Here is an 18765-nt window from a genome sequence, read left to right as displayed (position 1 = left end):
TGGCCGTGATCCTGTGACCGTTCGTGACCGAAGTCAAGAGCGAAAGATTGATTGATCGAAAAAAGATCAGATCGAAGATGCGGGGCCTCCGGTGGAACCCCCGGAGGAACCTCCGGTGGAGCTCCCCGCGGGACCTCCGGTGGAACGCGCCCCGCACGAGTCCCGCACCCGCAGCCACGGCAGCAGGCTCAGGTGCCGCCGCGCTGCCTCCTCCTCGGACCCCTCGGTGAGCCGTTCCACGAGCAGCTCCGTGGCGTGCCGCCCCACCTGCCGCTTCGGCGGGGCGACCGCCGTCAGCGGAGTGTCGGCCAGGGCGGCGACCTCGTCGTCGTACGCGATCAGGGCCAGGTCCTGCGGCACCCGCACGCCCAGCTCGGCCAGGCGCTGCACGATCTCGATCGCGTCCACGTCGTTGTGGACCAGGGCCGCGCTCGCCAGGCCCGAACCGACGGACTCGTGCAGCGCCCGCACCGCCCGCTCGAAGCCCTCCGGGTCCGCCTCGGCCGGTACGGAGTCGATGACCGGGCGCGGCTCCTTCAGGCCCAGCGTCCCCAGCGCCTCGGTGTAGCCCGCGCGCACCGCGAGCGCGGTCGGAGAGTCCCGGCGGGCCACGAGCAGCGGTGTCGCGTGGCCGAGCGAGAGCAGATGGCGCAGGGCGAGCAGCACGCCGTGGGCGTGGTCGGAGGCGACCCGGTCCAGGCCGTCGAGCGGACTGCCGGGCTCGGCGCGACGCTCCAGGAGCACGGCCGGCACGGGCAGTTCGGCCAGCCAGTCCCCGTACGCGAGCCGGTCCTCGGGCCCCCGCCAGCCGGGCGCGACGAGGACGCCCTCGGCGCCGGCGGCGAGGAGGCCCTCGGTGCGGGCGCGGTCCTCCTCCGGCCGGTAGTCGGAGATCCGCAGCACGAGCCGCGCCCCGGCGCGGGCCGCCGCCTCGTGCGCCCCCCGGATGACCTCGGCGAAGTAGTACGTGGCGGAGGGGGCGAGCAGGCCGAGGACCAGGCCCTCGCCGGGGCGTCCGCCGCCGGGGGCGCCCTGCCGCCGGGGCCAGGAGACCTGGCCGTGCACGCGGTCGAGCAGGCCCCGGCCGGCCAGGACCTCGACGTCGCGGCGGGCGGTGACGGGGGAGACCCCGAGGCGTTCGGCCAGTTCGGAGACGCGGGCGGTGCCGCGCTCGCGCACCAGGGCCAGCAGTCGGTCGTGTCGTTCGGCAGCACTCTCGCGCACGGCGCGGTTCCCCCTCGCGGTGGTGGTGGTCCGTGGACCCCGGTGGTGCGTCGGCTCCGGTGGCCCGTCGACCCCGGGGTGGGTCACCCTAACCCAGAAATGATCGAACGATGAGAGTTTCGATCATTCGCTCCGACTCTCTTGACGTTCGATCGGAGTCTGTCCAGGATTCCCGGCGACACAGACGTCACCTCAGGGAGCCCCAGGGAGCATCATGCCCACGCCGCCCGAGAACCGTGAGCTCAGCCCGTACACCGGCTGGACCCGTGCCCACTGGGAGGCCACGGCCGACCGACTCCTCCTGGACGTCCGCCCGTTCGCCTCCCCCCGGGGCGGCCTCGTCGACCTCCCCGGGCCCCGCCCCAGCTGGTCAGGACCCCGCTCCGACGGCCTGGAGGGCTGGGCCCGCACCTTCCTCCTCGCCGCCCTCCGCGTCGCGGGCGCCCACGGCGAGGACCCGGGCGGCCACCTCGACCGGTACGCGGCGGGGCTCACCGCAGGCACCGAGAAGCCGGGCCGGGAGGACCGGGACTCCTGGCCGTCGATGGCCGGCACCCGCCAGGCGATCGTCGAGTCCGCCTCGATCGCCCTCGGCCTCCGCCTCACCCGCCCCTGGCTCTGGGACCGCCTCGACGACCGCACCCGGCAGCAGGCCGTCGACTGGCTCCTCCCCGCCCTCGGACCGTCCCCCGTGGACAACAACTGGTGGCTCTTCGGCCTCACCGTCGCCGGCTTCCTCCAGGACGCCGGCATCGAGACCGACCGCGCCGCCGCCACCGTCGACCGCTCCCTCGCCCGCGTCGAGGACTGGTACCTCGGCGACGGCTGGTACAGCGACGGCGACAACCGCGCCTTCGACCACTACAACGCCTGGGCCCTGCACTTCTACCCCGTCCTCCACGCCCACCTCGCCGGCGACCGGGAGCTCCTGGACCGCTACGGCCCCCGCCTCCGCGCCCACCTCGACGACCACGTCCACCTCTTCGACGCGAACGGCGCCCCCGTCCCGTACGGGCGGTCCCTGATCTACCGCTTCGCCGCGGCCGCCGCCCCCTGGCTCGGCGCCCTCACCGGCCACACCCCCCTCACCCCCGGAGCCACCCGCCGCCTCGCCTCCGGCACCCTGCGGTACTTCCTCGACCGCGGCGCCACCGACGAGCGCGGACTGCTCGGCCTCGGCTGGCACGGCCCGTATCCCCCGCTCGTCCAGGAGTACTCGGGGCCCGGCTCCCCCTACTGGGCGTCCAAGGGCTTCCTCGGCCTCCTCCTGCCCGCCGGCCACCCCGCCTGGACCGACCCCGAGGAACCCCTGCCCGCCGAACGCGCCGACACGGCCCGCGCCTTCGCCCCCGCCGGACTGCTCGTCCAGACCACCGCCGCCGACGGGCTCGTACGCCTCCACAACCACGGCAGCAACCACGTCCACAGCGCGCCCGGAGGGGAGGACGACCCCGGCTACGCCCGCCACGCCTACTCCACCCGTACGGGTCCCACCACCGGGCCCGCCCCCGCCGACAACCACTTCGCCCTGATCGCCGACGGGAAGGCCACCACCCGCGGCCCCGCCGTCCCGGTCGGCACCGGTCCCGACCGGGCCGTCTCCCTCCACCACCCGCTGCCCGGCGTCCGGGTCCTCTCCGCGACCCTCGTCCACGGCCGCGCCGAGCTCCGCGCCCACCTCGTCCTCGGCGCCCCGGAGGGGACCCCCGTACGGCAGACCGGCTGGGCCGTCACCCCCGACGGCCCGCACGCCCAGCTCCACCCCGTCCACGGCTACCGGCCCGACGTCGTGGAGCTCCCCACAGGGGAAACCCTTCAGGGCCCGGGGACCCGCACCCTCGCCCTGAACGGCGTCACCAGCGGCCCCGCGTCGCTCTTCGCAGCCCTCGCCTCCCTCACCGCCGAGCCCGACCCCGCCCCCGTGTCCCACCTCGCGAACGTCCGGATCGACGGACTCCTGCTGACCGTGACCTGGCAGAACGGCACCACCGCACACCTCGATCTCGCGGAGCCCGGCACCTCGGACCCGGAGGACCGGTGAGGCCGGGCATCCGCCGGTCCACGCCGTGCACCGGCGGAGCCGGTGGTGAGCGCTACCGCGGGCCGTACTTGCGGCCCGCCTTGGAGGAGACCCCGCCGAGCAGGCCGCGCGGCGCCAGCTTCACCACGCCCATGAGGGCCTTGTAGCGGGGGTCCGGGATCGACAGCGTCTTCCCCCGCTCCAGGTCGGTGAGCGCCGCCGCCACCAGCTTGTCCGCGTCGAGCCACATCCAGCCGGGGATGTTGTCCGTGCCCATCCCGGCCCGCTCGTGGAACTCGGTCCGTACGAAGCCGGGGCAGAGCGCCATCAGCCGCACCCCGCTGCCCGCGAGGTCCCGCGCCGCGCCCTGCGTGAACTGCACGACCCAGGCCTTCGAGGCGCCGTAGGTGCCGCGGGGCACGAAGGCCGCCACCGAGGCGACGTTCACCACGGCGCCCCGGCGGCGGTCCTTCATCGAGGCGGCGGCCGCCGAGGTCAGCCGCAGCACCGCCTCGCAGTGCACCGTCAGCATCTTCAGCTCGTCGGCCATGGAGACCTCGAGGAAGCGGCCCTTGTTGCCGAAGCCGGCGTTGTTCACCAGCATGTCCACCGGCTGCTTCCGGTCCGAGAGCCGGGCCTCGACGGCGGCGATCCCGTCCTCCTCGGAGAGGTCCGCGGCGAGCACCTCGGCCTCGACGCCGTGCCGGTCGTGCAGCTCGGTCGCCTGCTCCCGGAGCCGCTTCACGTCCCTGGCCACGAGCACGACGTCATGGCCGTCCGCCGCCAGTCTCCGTGCGAAAGCGGCCCCGATGCCCGCGGTGGCGCCCGTAATCAGTGCAGTCGTCATACGGGCAACCTAGTGCCTGTCCTCCGGACCGGGCCGGGCCCGCCGGGTCCCCGCCCCCGCGGCTACGCCCGGGCGTACTTCTCCGTGTACTGGCGGGCGAGCGCGAGCAGACCGGACTCCATCCACTCGGCGGCGGCCAACGTGGAGGGCAGCAGGGCGCGTTCGGTGGTCGCGGCGCGGTGCAGGAGCGCCACGGTGACGTCGTGGTCCGGCCGGTGCAGCACCGTGATCGGGTCGCCGGCCCGCACCTCGCCCGGCACGATCACCCGCAGCAGCGCGCCGGGACCGGCCTCCGACTGCGTGAACCGCTTCACCCAGCCCTTCTCCCCGAGGAAGCCCGCGAACGTACGGCACGGGATGCGGCCGCCGGTCACCTCCAGGACCACCTCGTCGCCGATCCGCCACCGCTCGCCGATCAGGGCCCCGTTCACGTCGAGGCCGCGGGTGGTGAGGTTCTCGCCGAAGGAGCCGTTGGCCAGTTCGCGGCCGAGCTCCCGCTCCCACAGGTCCAGGTCCTCCCGGGCGAAGGCGTACGCCGCCCGGTCGTCGCCGCCGTGGAAGCGCAGGTCGCAGACCGCGTCACCGGCGACCCCGCCGCCCCCGACGCCGGGCGCACCCGGCGCCTCGATCCGCACGGGCCCCTCCACCGGACGCTTGTCGATGCCCGTCATCCCCGAGGCGGCGTCCGTGTACTCCACGGGCTCGGCGCGGCCCACATTCACACTCAGCAAGGTCATGCGGGCACTGTAAGGGCGGCGATCTCAAAGGCGCTCGCGAGAATGAGCCCCTTCACCCAAGAGTCGCTTATGCTGGACGCATGATCGAGGCCCGCCACCTCCGCGTCCTGCGCGCCGTCGCCGCCACCGGCTCCTTCTCGGCCGCCGCGCGCGAACTCGGCTGCACCCAGCCCGCCGTCAGCCAGCAGATGAAGGCGCTCGAAGCCTCCGCCGGCACGCCGCTGCTGATCCGTACCGGACGCGAGATGCGCCTCACCCAGGCCGGCGAGGTCCTGGTCCGCCACGCCTCCGGCATCCTCGCCGGGCTCACCGCCGCCGAGGAGGAGGTCGCCGCCATCGCCGGGCTCCGAGCGGGCCGCGTCCGCCTGGTCTCCTTCCCCAGCGGCAGCTCCACCCTCGTGCCCACCGCGCTCGCCGCGCTGCGGGCCGCGCATCCCGGCACCCGGGTCTCCCTCGTCGAGGCCGAGCCGCCGCGCTCGATCGAGATGCTCCGCGAGGGCGACTGCGACATCGCCCTCGCGTTCCGGTACGGGGCGGGGCGGGCCGAGTGGGACGACCTGGTGGTCCGTCCGCTCCTCGCCGACCGGCTCGTCGGCCTGGTGCCCGAGGGGCACCGGCTCGCCGGAGCCGGGGCGGTCGGCATCGCGGAACTCGCGGACGAGTCCTGGATCGCGGGCTGCCCGCGCTGCCGCCGTCAGCTCGTGGACGTCTGCGAGGAGGCGGGCTTCACCCCCCGCATCGACTTCGCCACCGACGACTACCCGGCCGTGGTGGGCCTGGTCGGCGCCGGCCTGGGCGTGGCCGTCCTGCCGGAGCTGGCCATCGAGTCCGTACGCCCCAAGGGCGCCCGGACCGTGACCGTGGAGCCGGCCGTGGAGCGGGAGATCGTGGCCCTGACGCTGCCGGACCTCGCGCAGGTCCCGGCCGTCGCCGCCACGCTCGACGAACTGATGCGAGCCGCCGCGCGCGCGTAGGGCGATTCACGGCGTACGCGGGCGCGCGGGGCCGTTCACCGTCCGACTTCTGCCCGGCGCAATAGAGAAACGTTCCTTCACATACGTTCCCCGAACGATGTCATGGATGTCACGGACGCGCCGGACGTGGCCGACGCGGAGGCCGGCGCCGTCGTGATCAGGCGATTGCGCGCGCGTCCCATGAGTTCTTCGCGTTCGTCCTCGGTGAGGCCGCCCCATACGCCGTAGGGCTCCCGCACGGCGAGTGCGTGTGCCGCGCACTCCGCGCGCACCGGGCACCGCATGCAGACCTCTTTCGCCGAGTTCTCACGCGCACTCCGTGCCGCGCCGCGCTCTCCCTCGGGGTGGAAGAACAGGGAGCTGTCGACCCCGCGGCAGGCCGCGAGCAGTTGCCAGTCCCACAGATCGGCGTTGGGTCCGGGAAGGCGGGAGAAATCTGCCATTGCGCTTGTCCCCTTGAAACCGTGTCGAACGGATAGGTGGGCGGGTGGATGGCCGATGGCCGGGCTCCTCGGGTCCCGACAGGTCCGGGTGGCTACACCTACTGTCGAAGTAGATGTAAATATGACTCATTGCGAATCTAGTCACAGACACCGCGAAAAGGGAAGAAAACCCGCCAAATGGGGCAGAGCTTGCGATGTTTGGGCGAACCGCCTGCGTCGCTCTCCTCCGCGCACGCCTCCTCACGTAGAGTGCCGAAGACGCCGTCCGACCCGTAACTCTTTCGAGTGACCGTCGTTGAGAGTGCGGAGGCGGTTGAAGGAACAGGCGATCGGGCAAACGTCCGAGAGCGTCAACCGCACAGGTGACGATACGTACAGCCCTGGAGGCTCAAGGTGACGCGCAACAGCTGCGAGAGCCGCGGAGGTCAGGCATGACATCCGTCCTCGTCTGCGACGACTCCCCGCTTGCCCGAGAGGCGCTCCGCCGCGCGGTCGCGACCGTGCCCGGCGTCGAGCGCGTGACCACCGCGGCCAACGGCGAGGAAGTCCTCCGCCGCTGGGGCGCGGACCGCTCGGACCTGATTCTGATGGACGTGCGCATGCCCGGCCTGGGCGGCGTGGAGACCGTCCGCCGGCTGCTCTCCGCGGACCCCGGCGCCCGCATCATCATGCTCACGGTCGCCGAGGACCTCGACGGCGTCGCGCTCGCCGTCGCCGCGGGCGCCCGTGGCTATCTGCACAAGGACGCCTCGCGCGCCGAGCTGCGGGCCACGGTCACGCAGGCGCTCGCCGACCCGACCTGGCGGCTCGCCCCGCGCCGCCTCCGTTCGGCCGAGATGGGCGCCGCGCCCACCCTCACCGCGCGCGAGATCCAGGTCCTCGAAGGCATGAGCCACGGCCGGTCCAACGCGGAGATCGGGCGCGAGCTCTTCCTCTCCGAGGACACGGTCAAGACGCACGCCCGTCGCCTCTTCAAGAAGCTCGGCGCCTCCGACCGGGCGCATGCCGTCGCGCTCGGATTCCGCTGGGGTCTGGTCCGCTGAATCGCAGGTCACCTGCCATCTCCCCGTCCTCGCCCGCGTCCGTCGTGGGGTGGACGGGGTGGGCTTGTGTCACTTCCCCGCGGAATGCCGCATCCTTGAGACGTGGAGTTCCTCGGGGACGAGTCGATCGAGCGGGAGGGGAGGGCGCGGGAGATGAGTGCCGGCGCACCTGCTCATAACGCTTCGGTGCACAACTACGGACGCGGTGCCACGAACCGAGAGGCGTCGGGGCACCATGGAGCGATGCGCGACGACGAGACCGTGGGTCCCCCCATGCCTGCCGGGCAGGGGGAGATCGGCGCGCTCGTGCACCGCGCGGTCGACGGCGACGCGCAGGCCACCCACGACCTGCTCGCGCGCGTCCACCCGCTCGCCCTGCGGTACTGCCGCACGCGCCTCAACCGACTGCCCGGCGACGCCCGGCACTTCGTCGAGGACCTCGCGCAGGAGGTCTGCGTCGCCGTCCTGATGGCGCTGCCGCGCTACAAGGACACGGGCAGGCCCTTCGAGGCCTTCGTCTTCGCGATCGCCGGACACAAGGTCGCCGACCTCCAGCGGGCCGCCATGCGGCACCCGGGGTCCACCGCCGTGCCCTCCGACGAGATGCCCGAGCGGCCCGACGACTCCCTCGGCCCCGAGGAGCGGGCCCTGCTCAGCGACGACGCCGAGTGGGCCAAGAAGCTGCTCGCCAACCTCCCGGAGAACCAGCGCGAACTGCTCGTGCTGCGGGTCGCGGTCGGACTGACCGCCGAGGAGACCGGCCAGATGCTCGGCATGTCCCCGGGCGCCGTCCGGGTCGCGCAGCACCGCGCCCTCAGCCGGCTGCGCGCACTGGCCGAGCAGTAAGCCTTGCCGGGCCCCGTCGTCCCTTTCGTACACGTGCGAACGTCCAAAGCTGCCCGCTGATCTTGCTCGTGGAATGAGACACCGCTCCAGCCCGTTAGCATGGACATCCCGCACCGATCAAGGCCATTTGGGAAGGTGTCATGACTGCCAACGTCGACGGAGTGCCCGAGAAATTCGCGACACTCGGGCTGACCTACGACGACGTGCTGCTGCTGCCCGGCGCGTCCGACATGGCGCCCGACCAGATCGACACCGCCTCGTACATCTCGAAGAACGTGCGGGTGAACATCCCGCTCCTCTCCGCCGCGATGGACAAGGTCACCGAGTCCCGCATGGCGATCGCCATGGCGCGACAGGGCGGTGTCGGTGTGCTGCACCGCAACCTCTCCATCGCCGACCAGGCCAACCAGGTCGACCTGGTGAAGCGGTCCGAGTCCGGCATGGTCACCGACCCGATCACGGTCCACCCGGACGCCACGCTCGCCGAGGCCGACGCCATCTGCGCCAAGTTCCGCATCAGCGGCGTCCCCGTGACCGACCCGGCCGGCAAGCTCCTCGGCATCGTCACCAACCGGGACATGGCCTTCGAGTCCGACCGCAGCCGCCAGGTGCGCGAGGTCATGACGCCGATGCCGCTGGTCACCGGCAAGGTCGGCATCTCCGGCGTGGACGCCATGGAGCTGCTGCGCCGCCACAAGATCGAGAAGCTTCCGCTGGTCGACGAGGCGGGCATTCTCAAGGGCCTCATCACGGTCAAGGACTTCGTCAAGGCCGAGAAGTACCCGAACGCCGCCAAGGACAAGGAAGGCCGGCTGATCGTCGGCGCCGCCGTCGGCGTCGCCGGTGACGCGTACGAGCGCGCCCAGGCCCTGATCGAGGCGGGCGTCGACTTCATCGTCGTCGACACCGCCCACGGCCACTCCCGCCTGGTCGGCGACATGGTCGCCAAGATCAAGTCGAACTCCTCGGTCGACGTCATCGGCGGAAACGTCGCCACCCGCGACGGCGCCCAGGCGCTGATCGACGCCGGTGTCGACGGCATCAAGGTCGGTGTCGGCCCGGGCTCCATCTGCACCACCCGCGTGGTCGCCGGCATCGGCGTCCCGCAGGTCACCGCGATCTACGAGGCCTCCCTCGCCGCCAAGGCGGCCGGCGTCCCGGTCATCGGCGACGGCGGTCTGCAGTACTCCGGCGACATCGCGAAGGCCCTCGTCGCCGGCGCCGACACGGTGATGCTCGGCTCGCTGCTCGCGGGCTGCGAGGAGTCCCCGGGCGAGCTGCTCTTCATCAACGGCAAGCAGTTCAAGTCGTACCGCGGCATGGGCTCGCTCGGTGCCATGCAGTCCCGCGGCGAGCAGCGCTCCTTCTCCAAGGACCGCTACTTCCAGGAGGGCGTCGCCTCCGACGAGAAGCTCGTGCCCGAGGGCATCGAGGGCCAGGTGCCCTACCGCGGCCCGCTCGCGGCCGTCGTCCACCAGCTGGTGGGCGGTCTGCGCCAGTCGATGTTCTACGTCGGCGGGCGCACGGTGCCGGAGCTCCAGGCGAACGGCCGCTTCGTCCGGATCACCTCGGCCGGTCTCAAGGAGAGCCACCCGCACGACATCCAGATGACGGTCGAGGCGCCGAACTACAGCAGGAAGTAACACAGCGCGACGCGTGGGGGGCGGTTCCGGCATGTGGCCGGAGCCGCCCCCCACGCTTGTGTCGGGGATACTGGTAGGCGCAGACGTAGAGGGAAAGGCCACACATCGTGACTGAGATCGAGATCGGGCGCGGCAAGCGCGGCCGCAGGGCGTACGCGTTCGACGACATCGCCGTCGTGCCGAGCCGGCGCACCCGGGACCCGAAGGAGGTCTCGATCGCCTGGCAGATCGACGCCTACCGCTTCGAGCTGCCGTTCCTGGCCGCCCCGATGGACTCGGTCGTCTCGCCGCAGACCGCCATCCGCATCGGCGAGCTCGGCGGCCTGGGCGTGCTGAACCTGGAGGGTCTCTGGACCCGGTACGAGGACCCGCAGCCGCTCCTCGACGAGATCGCCGAGCTGGACGAGGCGACCGCGACCCGCCGCCTGCAGGAGATCTACGCCGCGCCGATCAAGGAAGAGCTGATCGGGCAGCGCATCAAGGAGGTGCGCGACTCCGGTGTCGTCACCGCCGCCGCGCTCTCCCCGCAGCGCACCGCGCAGTTCTCCAAGGCCGTCGTCGACGCCGGCGTGGACATCTTCGTCATCCGCGGCACCACGGTCTCCGCCGAGCACGTCTCGGGCGCGGCCGAGCCGCTGAACCTGAAGCAGTTCATCTACGAGCTGGACGTCCCGGTCATCGTCGGCGGCTGCGCCACGTACACCGCGGCCCTGCACCTGATGCGCACCGGCGCGGCCGGCGTCCTGGTCGGCTTCGGCGGCGGCGCCGCGCACACCACCCGCAACGTCCTCGGCATCCAGGTCCCGATGGCGACCGCGGTCGCCGACGTGGCCGCGGCCCGCCGCGACTACATGGACGAGTCCGGCGGCCGGTACGTGCACGTCATCGCCGACGGCGGCGTGGGCTGGTCCGGCGACCTGCCGAAGGCGATCGCCTGCGGCGCCGACGCCGTGATGATGGGCTCCCCGCTGGCCCGTGCCACGGACGCGCCCGGCAAGGGCCACCACTGGGGCATGGAGGCCGTCCACGAGGACGTGCCGCGCGGCAAGCTGGTCGACCTGGGCATCGTCGGCACCACCGAGGAGATCCTCGCGGGCCCGTCGCACACCCCGGACGGCTCGATGAACTTCTTCGGCGCCCTGCGCCGCGCGATGGCCACCACGGGCTACAGCGAGCTCAAGGAGTTCCAGCGCGTCGAGGTCACGGTCGCGGACGCCGAGCACAAGCGCTGATCTCCGTACGTACGCAGAAGGGGCCCCGCACCGGGTGGTGCGGGGCCCCTCCGCGTGTCACAGCCGGTGGGCCGCTCCGGCGGGCGTCGCGCCTCGGGTGTCGAGGAGGAGCTGGGCCTTCACCGAGAGGCCCTGGAGGTCGTACGTGCGGTGGTGCTGGAGCAGGATCGTCAGGTCGGCGTGGGCGGCGGCCTCGTAGAGGGAGTCCGCGCGGGGGACGGGCAGCTCGCGGACGCGCCAGTCGGAGACGTGGGGGTCGTGGTAGCTGACGGCGGCGCCCAGGTCCATGAGGCGGCGGGCGATCTCGTCGGCGGGGGAGCCCTGCCGGTCGGGCAGGTCGGGCTTGTACGTGATGCCGAGGAGCAGGATCCGGGCGCCGCGGGCCGACTTGCCGTGCTCGTTGAGGAGGGTGGCGGCGCGCTGGACGACGTACTGCGGCATGCGCTCGTTGACCTGGCCGGCGAGTTCGACGAGGCGGAGCGGGCGGTGGGCGCCGATCGTGTCGACGGGGACGCCGTGGCCGCCGACGCCGGGCCCGGGGCGGAAGGCCTGGAAGCCGAAGGGCTTGGTCTCGGCGCAGCGGATGACGTCCCACAGGTCGACGCCGAGTTCGTGGCAGAGGACCGCCATCTCGTTGACGAGGGCGATGTTGACGTGCCGGAAGTTGGTCTCCAGGAGCTTGACCGTCTCCGCCTCGCGGGGACCACGCGCGCGTACCACCTTGTCGGTGAGCCGGCCGTAGAAGGCGGCCGCGGACTCGGTGCAGGCCGGGGTGAGGCCGCCGATGACCTTGGGGGTGCCGGCGTAGCCGTGGGTGCGGCTGCCGGGGTCGAGGCGGCCGGGCGAGTACGCGAGGTGGAAGTCGCGTCCGGCGCGCAGGCCGGAGCCCGCCTCCAGGGTCTCGCGGAGGAGTCCCTCGGTGGTGCCCGGGGGGACCGGGGACTCCAGGAGGACGGTGGTGTGCGGGCGCAGCCGGGCGGCGAGCGCGCGGGCGGCGTCGGTGACGGCGGTGAGGTCGAGCGTCCGATCGGGGCCGAGGGGGGTCGGGGCGCAGAGGACGGCGGTGCGGACCCGGCCGAGCTCGGCGGAGTCGGTGGTCGGCCGGAAGCCCCCCGAGAGCATCCGGCGGATCTCGGAGGCGGTGAGGGAGCCGTCGACCGGGGAGCGGCCGGCGGCGAGTTCGGCGGCGGGGTGGGGGTCGGTGTCGTAGCCGATGGTGTCGATGCCGGCGGCGGTGGCGGCCTGGGCCAGGGGGAGTCCGTGGTGGCCGAGGCCGATGACGGCGAGATCAGCGGGCATGGGGGTGGGCCGTCCTTCCCAGTAGCCGGAGGGGACGCGACGCGCAAGCCCGGTGGACAGAACGGGTCGAGCGCAATGTCAGACTAGGCGTAAATATGACCGATATGCGGCATTGTGTGACCGAAGGTTGCCGAGTGTTATCCACAGGTCCGTGGCGAGGCGGTGGCTGAAGTCACGGGAGCGGGCCAGAATCGAGCTGTGAGCCGGACCACACGGGCCCGGTTCACGGCCTGTGCGCGTCCCGCCCGAAGGGCGGTGACGCGCGGGACGGACGGGGGACGACGGGAGGCAGCAGCGTGAGGACAGCGACACTGGGACCCGCCGAGCGCGCCGAGGCGCTCGCGGCCATGGCCGAGCGAGAATTGGACGTGCTGGTCGTCGGCGCCGGAGTGGTCGGCGCCGGAACCGCCCTCGACGCCGCCACCAGAGGGCTCTCCACCGGCATCGTGGAGGCCCGCGACTGGGCCTCCGGCACCTCCAGCAGGTCCAGCAAGCTCATCCACGGCGGCCTGCGCTATCTGGAGATGCTGGACTTCGCCCTCGTGCGGGAGGCGCTCAAGGAGCGCGGACTGCTCCTGGAGCGGCTCGCCCCCCACCTGGTGAAGCCGGTCCCCTTCCTCTACCCCCTCCAGCACAAGGGCTGGGAGCGGTTCTACGCCGGCTCGGGAGTCGCGCTGTACGACGCGATGTCGCTCTCCTCCGGCCACGGCCGTGGACTCCCCGTCCACCGGCACCTCTCCCGCCGCCGCGCCCTGCGCGTCGCACCCTGCCTGAAGAAGGAGGCCCTGGTCGGCGCCCTGCAGTACTACGACGCCCAGATGGACGACGCGCGCTTCGTCACCACCCTCGTGCGCACCGCCGCTTCGTACGGTGCCAGGGCCGCCAGCCGGGCCCGCGTCATCGGCTTCCTCCGCGAGGGCGAGCGCGTCGTCGGCGCCCGCGTCCAGGACGTGGAGGCCGGGGCCGCGTACGAGATCCGGGCCAAGCAGATCGTCAACGCCACCGGCGTGTGGACGGACGACACCCAGGCCCTCATCGGGGAGCGCGGCCAGTTCCACGTCCGCGCCTCCAAGGGCATCCACCTCGTCGTGCCCAAGGACCGCATCCACTCGACCACCGGACTGATCCTGCGCACCGAGAAGTCCGTGCTCTTCGTCATCCCCTGGGGACGCCACTGGATCGTCGGCACCACCGACACCGACTGGGACCTCGACAAGGCGCACCCCGCCGCCTCCAGCGCCGACATCGACTACCTCCTGGAGCACGTGAACACCGTGCTCGCGACCCCGCTCACCCGGGACGACGTCCAGGGCGTCTACGCCGGCCTGCGCCCCCTCCTCGCCGGCGAGTCCGACGCCACCAGCAAGCTCTCCCGCGAGCACACCGTCGCCCACCCGGTCCCCGGCCTCGTGGTCGTCGCCGGCGGCAAGTACACGACGTACCGCGTGATGGCGAAGGACGCCGTCGACGAGGCGGTGCACGGCCTCGACCAGCGAGTCGCCCCCTGCGTCACCGAGGACACCCCGCTCCTCGGCGCCGAGGGCTACCGCGCCCTGTGGAACGCGCGGGCGAGAATCGCCGCGAGGACCGGCCTGCACGTCGTCAGGGTCGAGCATCTCCTCAACCGCTACGGCTCCCTGACGGAGGAGATCCTCGACCTCGTCGCGGCCGACCCGAGCCTCGGCGAACCGCTCGCGGCGGCCGAGGACTACCTGCGCGCCGAGATCGTCTACGCCGCCTCGCACGAGGGCGCGCGCCACCTCGACGACGTCCTCACCCGGCGGACCAGGATCTCCATCGAGACCTTCGACCGGGGCGTGCTCAGCGCCCGCGAGTGCGCGGCACTGATGGCGCCGGTCCTCGACTGGGACGACCACCAGATCGAGAAGGAGGTCGAACACTACGAGAAGCGGGTGGAGGCGGAGCGGGAGTCGCAGCGGCAGCCCGACGACCTGACCGCGGACGCCGCACGGCTCGGGGCGCCGGACATCGTGCCCATCTGACAGGGCGTTCAGGGGGTCCGCGTCCGGTGGGAACCTGGGGGGCACGCGGAGGCGTCGTATCCCGGAGTGCGGACCCGGGGGCGTCACCCGCCCCGAGGTGAGAGACAATGGCCTCTCTTCCAGGGCGGGTTACCGCATCGCGCGGGAAGCGGCAGACGCGGCGAAGATCAGGGATCGCAGAGGGGACGCATGTCGGAGGCGGAGCAGTCGCGGGACAGGGCGAGGGACCCCAGGCGGGACGCCGCCGCGGGAGCCGCGACCGACGGCGACCGAGGAGCGGTTCCGGCCGCGCGTGAGCCGGAGCGGGACGCGGAGGACGCGCAGGTCAGCCGGGGTGCGCAGGGCCCGGAGGACGGGCCTGGGCCGGGGCGGGACGTCGAGGACGCGAAGCCCGTGGAGCCTGTGGCACCGGCGGGATCCGTGGAGGCCGCGGAGCCCGCGGCGGCTGCGAAGTCCGCGCGGGGCGCCGCGGTTCCGGAGCCCGCGAAGTCCGTGGAGCCCGCGAAGTCCGTGGAGCCGGAGAAGTCCGTGACGTCCCTGGAGTCCGCGAAGTCCGTGGAGTCCGTGGAGTCCGCGCCGGACGGTGCGGTTCCGGCCGCCCGGGAGTCCGGCCAGGACGTGAAGGGGTCTCAGGAAGCGCCGTCCGCCCGGGCGACGGGTCCGAGCGTGACGGGTTCCGGGGCCGGTGGTGACGGCGCCGTCGGCGCCGGGCGGCTGCGCGGCACCGAGCCCTCGACCGGGCGTGCCGGTTTCGGGGCGGGTGACGGTGACGGCGAGAGCGACCGCCGGACCGGTCCGGCCACCGCGCGCGGCGGCGACAGGTTCCGCAAGGCGCCGGCCGGCGAGGGACGGCTGCTCGCGGGCCGCTACCGGCTCGGCGCGGTCCTCGGACGCGGCGGCATGGGCACCGTGTGGCGCGCCGTCGACGAGACCCTCGGCCGCACCGTCGCCGTCAAGGAGCTCCGCTTCCCCACGAGCATCGACGAGGACGAGAAGCGACGCCTCATCACCCGGACCCTGCGCGAGGCGAAGGCCATCGCCCGGATCCGCAACAACGGCGCCGTCACCGTGTACGACGTCGTCGACGAGGACGACCGCCCGTGGATCGTCATGGAGCTCATCGAGGGCAAGTCGCTCGCGGACGCCATCCGCGAGGACGGCACCCTCACGCCCCGGCGCGCCGCCGAGGTCGGCCTCGCCATCCTCGACGTGCTGCGTTCGGCGCACCGCGAGGGCATCCTGCACCGCGACGTGAAGCCGTCCAACGTCCTGATCGCCGAGGACGGCCGGGTCGTCCTCACCGACTTCGGCATCGCCCAGGTGGAGGGCGACCCCTCGATCACCTCCACCGGCATGCTCGTCGGCGCCCCCTCGTACATCTCCCCGGAGCGCGCCCGCGGCCACAAGCCCGGTCCGGCCGCGGACATGTGGTCGCTGGGCGGCCTCATCTACGCGGCGGTGGAAGGCAGCCCGCCGTACGACAAGGGCTCCGCCATCGCCACCCTCACGGCCGTGATGACCGAGCCGGTCGACCCGCCGAAGAACGCGGGCCCCGAGCTGGAGCAGGTCATCTACGGCCTCCTCGCCAAGGACCCGGCGCAGCGGCTCGACGACGCCCGCGCCCGGGTCCTGCTGCGGGCCGTCCTCGACGCGCCCGAGCCGGCGCCCGTGGTCCCGCCCGAGGTCACCGCCGTCGTACCGCTGCCGCCGCGCCCCGAGCGGGCTCCGGTGGCTCCGGCGGCCGAGAAGGCCCCCGACGCGGCCGCGGAGCGGATGCGGGGCGCGCTGAAGTCCGTACGGAACGCGGCGGCTTCCGCGAAGGCCGAGCCGGCGTCGGCCCCGAGGATCGCGACCGAGCCGCTGCGGGGCGGCGGCAAGCCCGCCCCCGCCCGCGCGCCGCTGACCGACGTCGTGCCGCGCCGCACCCTGGTGATCATCGCCGCGGTCGCCGTCCTCGCCGTGCTCGGGACGATCCTCGCGGTCTCCCTCGGCGGCGGGGGCGACGAGGGAGACCAGGGCAAGGGCGGCGGGGACACGACCGCCTCGGCCGGTGCCACGGCCGGCGGCGACGGCTCCGGAGGCGCGGACGGTTCCGGCGGAAGCCAGGGCCAGTCCTCGGGCGGCCCCGGCCAGCAGGGCGGCGTGCAGCCCGGTGACAACGGCAGCACGGGGTCGACGGGCACCGACGGCACGACGGGGTCCACGGGCGGGCAGAACGGCACCACCCCCTCCGGCAAGCCCGGAGGCGACGCGGGCACGCGGCTGCCCGCCGGCTACACCTTCGTCACCAACGGCCCGTTGCACTTCACGATGGCGATGCCGGTGTCCTTCAAGCAGCGCTCGATCCCGGGATACTCGCTCGGCGCGATCTTCAGCGAGAGCGGCGGCTTCCCGCGCGTCCAGGTCGACTACAACGACAGCCCGAAGGACAACGCGGCGAGCGCCTGGGAGCTGGCCAGGTACGGCGTTGCCGCGACCAGCCAGGACTACAAGCACCTCGGCATAAGGACGGTCTCCTACAAGGGTTACCCGACCGTCGCCGACTGGGAGTTCGAGCGCACGCAGAAGGGCATCCGCGTCCACGTCCTCAACCGCGGCTTCAAGGTGGACGCCACGCACGGCTACTCCATCATGATCAGCTGCGCGGCGGACGAGTGGAACGGCGCGGAGTGCAGGACGCTGCGGGAGACGGCGTTCGCCACGTTCAGCCCCAAGGACTGACCGGTGGCACGTATCGTGAGCTTCGCGGACCGAACACGGCCGAACAGAGCCGTCAACTGTGCGGCGTCGGACCGGAACTGACGGACTCGCGTGATCCCGTCCGATCCCGAGGGATCCACGGGCCCACGGGGGACATCGTGCGCGCGTGGGGAGGCGTCGTGGACGACTACGCGGGAAGGGTGCTCGCCGACCGCTACCGCCTGCCGCTGCCGCCGGCGGACGCCGACGCGTACGACCCGGTGGAGACGCGCGCCTTCGACACGTACAGCGGGCAGGAGGTCCTGGTCCGCCAGGTGCCGCTGCCGGAGTTCGTCGACGCCGAGGTGCTCGACGGGCGGGGCGGACCCGCCGGTCCCCACGGCGGGGCGGGCGCGGCCCCCCGCCGGCCGGCCGAGCCCGTCGTGCGGCGGGCCATCGAGGCCGCCCAGGCCGCCGCGCAGGTCCCCGACCATCCCCTGCTCGACCAGGTCTTCGACGTCTTCGCGGAGGCCGGCTCGCTGTGGATAGTGAGCGAGCGCGTGGCGGCCAGACCGCTGGCCGCGCTCCTCGCCGAGCGGCCCCTCAGCCCGTACCGCGCGGCCGAGATAGGCGCCGACGTCCTCACCGCCCTGCGAGCTCTCCACGCGCACGGCTGGGTGCACCGGAACATCACCTCCCGGACCGTCCTCGTCTGCGACGACGGCCGCGTGGTCCTCAGCGGCCTCGCGGTGGGCGCCGCCGAGGAGGCCCTCTGCGGCTACGCGACGCTCCCGGAACCGCCGGACGAGTTCGCCCCGCCCCCGACGACCGAACGGCAGGAACACGAGCCGACGGATCCCGGACAGGACGCTCACACGGCTGATCCGTACGGGGCGGAGGAGTACGGGGCGGAGGAGTACGGGCCCGGGGGGCGCGGCTCCGAGGAGCGCGGGCTCGAGGAGCACGGCTCCGAGGCGTACGAGGCGGAGGAGTACGACTCCGACGGGTACGGCTCCGAGGCGTACGGCTCCGGTGGGCATCTCTCCGAGGCGTACGGGTCGGATAGGTACGGGTCGGAGGGATACCGGCCGGAGGAGTACGACGCCGGCGGGTACGGCTCCGGCGGGTACGGCTCCGGGAGGTACGCGCTCGAGCCGCACGAGCACGAGCCGCACGAGCACGAGCCGTACGCGCTCGAGTCGCCCCACGCCTCCGAGCCCGCCGAGGAGTACGGCTCCGAGGAGTACGGCCCTGACGGGTACGGCCCTGACGGGTACGGCCCCGAGGCGTACGAGGCGGAGGTGTACGAGGAGGGCGACGACGGCGAGGAGGCCGACGGGTCCGGCGGTGAACCGTACCCCGACGGCACCACCGGTCCAGGCCCCGACGGGCCCGCCGCCCCCGCCCCCGAGACCTACGGTGTCGACCCCTACGGGCGGGCCAGGCCGGCCGCCGCCGAGACGCGGCCCGCGGTCACGCCGCCCACCGCCGACGTGCGGGCCGCGCGGGCCGGGGCCATCGCCGCGTACCGCGCCGGTGCGCGAGCCGCCGCCCGGCTCGGCGAGACCGGGGCGCTCCCCGTCCAGCGCCCCGCACCGCCGGAGTCGCCCGGCCCGCCCCCGCCGCCGACGGCACAGGCGTCCGGCGCGCCCGAGCCGCAGTGGTGGGCGCGGGTGGCCGAGGAGGAGGACGACGAGGACGACGGCGACGAGCCGTACGGCGGCGGCCCGCGGACCGGTCCGCCGCTCCTGGGCGGGGACCGAGAAGGTCATGCG

13 protein-coding genes and 2 pseudogenes are annotated in these 18765 nt (G+C 73.3%); 10 read left to right on the top strand and 5 right to left on the bottom strand.

Going from position 1 to position 18765, the window contains the following annotated elements:
• Positions 1–66 precede the first annotated feature (66 nt).
• On the bottom strand, positions 67–1224 hold the full coding sequence (locus K7G60_RS31375; protein ID WP_225804351.1) for a substrate-binding domain-containing protein: 1158 nt from the start codon (positions 1222–1224) through the stop codon (positions 67–69).
• A 214-nt stretch (positions 1225–1438) separates the two neighbouring features.
• Here K7G60_RS31375 and K7G60_RS31370 point away from each other — a divergent pair, with 214 nt between their 5' ends.
• Positions 1439–3265, top strand: a complete 1827-nt coding sequence (locus K7G60_RS31370) for a DUF2264 domain-containing protein (RefSeq protein WP_225804350.1) — start codon at positions 1439–1441, stop codon at positions 3263–3265.
• Between the two features lie 52 nt (positions 3266–3317).
• On the opposite strand, the gene K7G60_RS31365 is transcribed toward K7G60_RS31370, so the two are convergent.
• Entirely contained in the window at positions 3318–4091 is a 774-nt protein-coding gene (locus K7G60_RS31365; RefSeq protein ID WP_225804349.1) for an SDR family oxidoreductase, read from the bottom strand.
• A gap of 62 nt (positions 4092–4153) precedes the next feature.
• Positions 4154–4828: an MOSC domain-containing protein gene (locus K7G60_RS31360; RefSeq protein WP_225804348.1), complete on the bottom strand. Its 675-nt coding sequence runs from the start codon at positions 4826–4828 to the stop codon at positions 4154–4156.
• A gap of 80 nt (positions 4829–4908) precedes the next feature.
• Between K7G60_RS31360 and K7G60_RS31355 the strand changes: the two genes are divergently transcribed.
• A complete protein-coding gene (locus K7G60_RS31355) occupies positions 4909–5802 on the top strand; it encodes a LysR family transcriptional regulator (protein WP_225804347.1) in 894 nt (297 codons plus the stop codon).
• A 77-nt stretch (positions 5803–5879) separates the two neighbouring features.
• On the opposite strand, the gene K7G60_RS31350 is transcribed toward K7G60_RS31355, so the two are convergent.
• Complete coding sequence (locus K7G60_RS31350) at positions 5880–6245, bottom strand: WhiB family transcriptional regulator (protein ID WP_225804346.1); 366 nt, start codon at positions 6243–6245, stop codon at positions 5880–5882.
• Between the two features lie 431 nt (positions 6246–6676).
• Between K7G60_RS31350 and K7G60_RS31345 the strand changes: the two genes are divergently transcribed.
• The 4 genes from K7G60_RS31345 (at position 6677) to K7G60_RS31330 (ending at position 11009) form a co-directional block, all read left to right on the top strand.
• The gene (locus K7G60_RS31345; RefSeq protein WP_003948568.1) at positions 6677–7288 is read left to right on the top strand and encodes a response regulator transcription factor; all 612 of its coding nucleotides are present in this window, start codon (positions 6677–6679) and stop codon (positions 7286–7288) included.
• Positions 7289–7531: 243 nt separating this feature from the next.
• Positions 7532–8134 carry a sigma-70 family RNA polymerase sigma factor gene (locus tag K7G60_RS31340; RefSeq protein ID WP_030687705.1) on the top strand — a complete coding sequence of 201 codons (603 nt, stop codon included), beginning with the start codon at positions 7532–7534 and terminating at the stop codon, positions 8132–8134.
• A 140-nt stretch (positions 8135–8274) separates the two neighbouring features.
• The gene (gene guaB / locus K7G60_RS31335) at positions 8275–9777 is read left to right on the top strand and encodes an IMP dehydrogenase (RefSeq protein ID WP_225804345.1); all 1503 of its coding nucleotides are present in this window, start codon (positions 8275–8277) and stop codon (positions 9775–9777) included.
• 107 nt (positions 9778–9884) lie between these two features.
• The gene (locus K7G60_RS31330) at positions 9885–11009 is read left to right on the top strand and encodes a GuaB3 family IMP dehydrogenase-related protein (RefSeq protein WP_225804344.1); all 1125 of its coding nucleotides are present in this window, start codon (positions 9885–9887) and stop codon (positions 11007–11009) included.
• Positions 11010–11066: 57 nt separating this feature from the next.
• Here the strand turns inward: K7G60_RS31330 and K7G60_RS31325 are convergent, their stop codons facing one another.
• Positions 11067–12308, bottom strand: a complete 1242-nt coding sequence (locus K7G60_RS31325) for a nucleotide sugar dehydrogenase (protein WP_225804343.1) — start codon at positions 12306–12308, stop codon at positions 11067–11069.
• Positions 12309–12604: 296 nt separating this feature from the next.
• On the opposite strand from K7G60_RS31325, the gene K7G60_RS31320 reads away from it, so the two are divergent.
• The 4 genes and pseudogenes from K7G60_RS31320 to K7G60_RS39535 form a co-directional block, all read left to right on the top strand.
• A complete protein-coding gene (locus K7G60_RS31320) occupies positions 12605–14311 on the top strand; it encodes a glycerol-3-phosphate dehydrogenase/oxidase (RefSeq protein ID WP_225804342.1) in 1707 nt (568 codons plus the stop codon).
• Positions 14312–14500: 189 nt separating this feature from the next.
• Positions 14501–17032 (top strand): serine/threonine-protein kinase, encoded by a 2532-nt coding sequence (locus K7G60_RS31315; RefSeq protein WP_225804341.1) that lies wholly within the window; start codon positions 14501–14503, stop codon positions 17030–17032.
• A pseudogene (locus K7G60_RS39540) lies at positions 16966–17670 on the top strand (hypothetical protein); the annotation flags it as partial. The gene K7G60_RS31315 and the pseudogene K7G60_RS39540, both read left to right, overlap by 67 nt.
• A gap of 269 nt (positions 17671–17939) precedes the next feature.
• Positions 17940–18056: pseudogene (locus tag K7G60_RS39535) on the top strand (pentapeptide repeat-containing protein); the annotation flags it as partial.
• Positions 18057–18765 lie beyond the last annotated feature (709 nt).

Source organism: Streptomyces sp. NK15101, from assembly GCF_020400725.1.
GTDB lineage: Bacteria > Actinomycetota > Actinomycetes > Streptomycetales > Streptomycetaceae > Streptomyces.
This window is presented reverse-complemented; position numbering and strand designations above follow the sequence as displayed.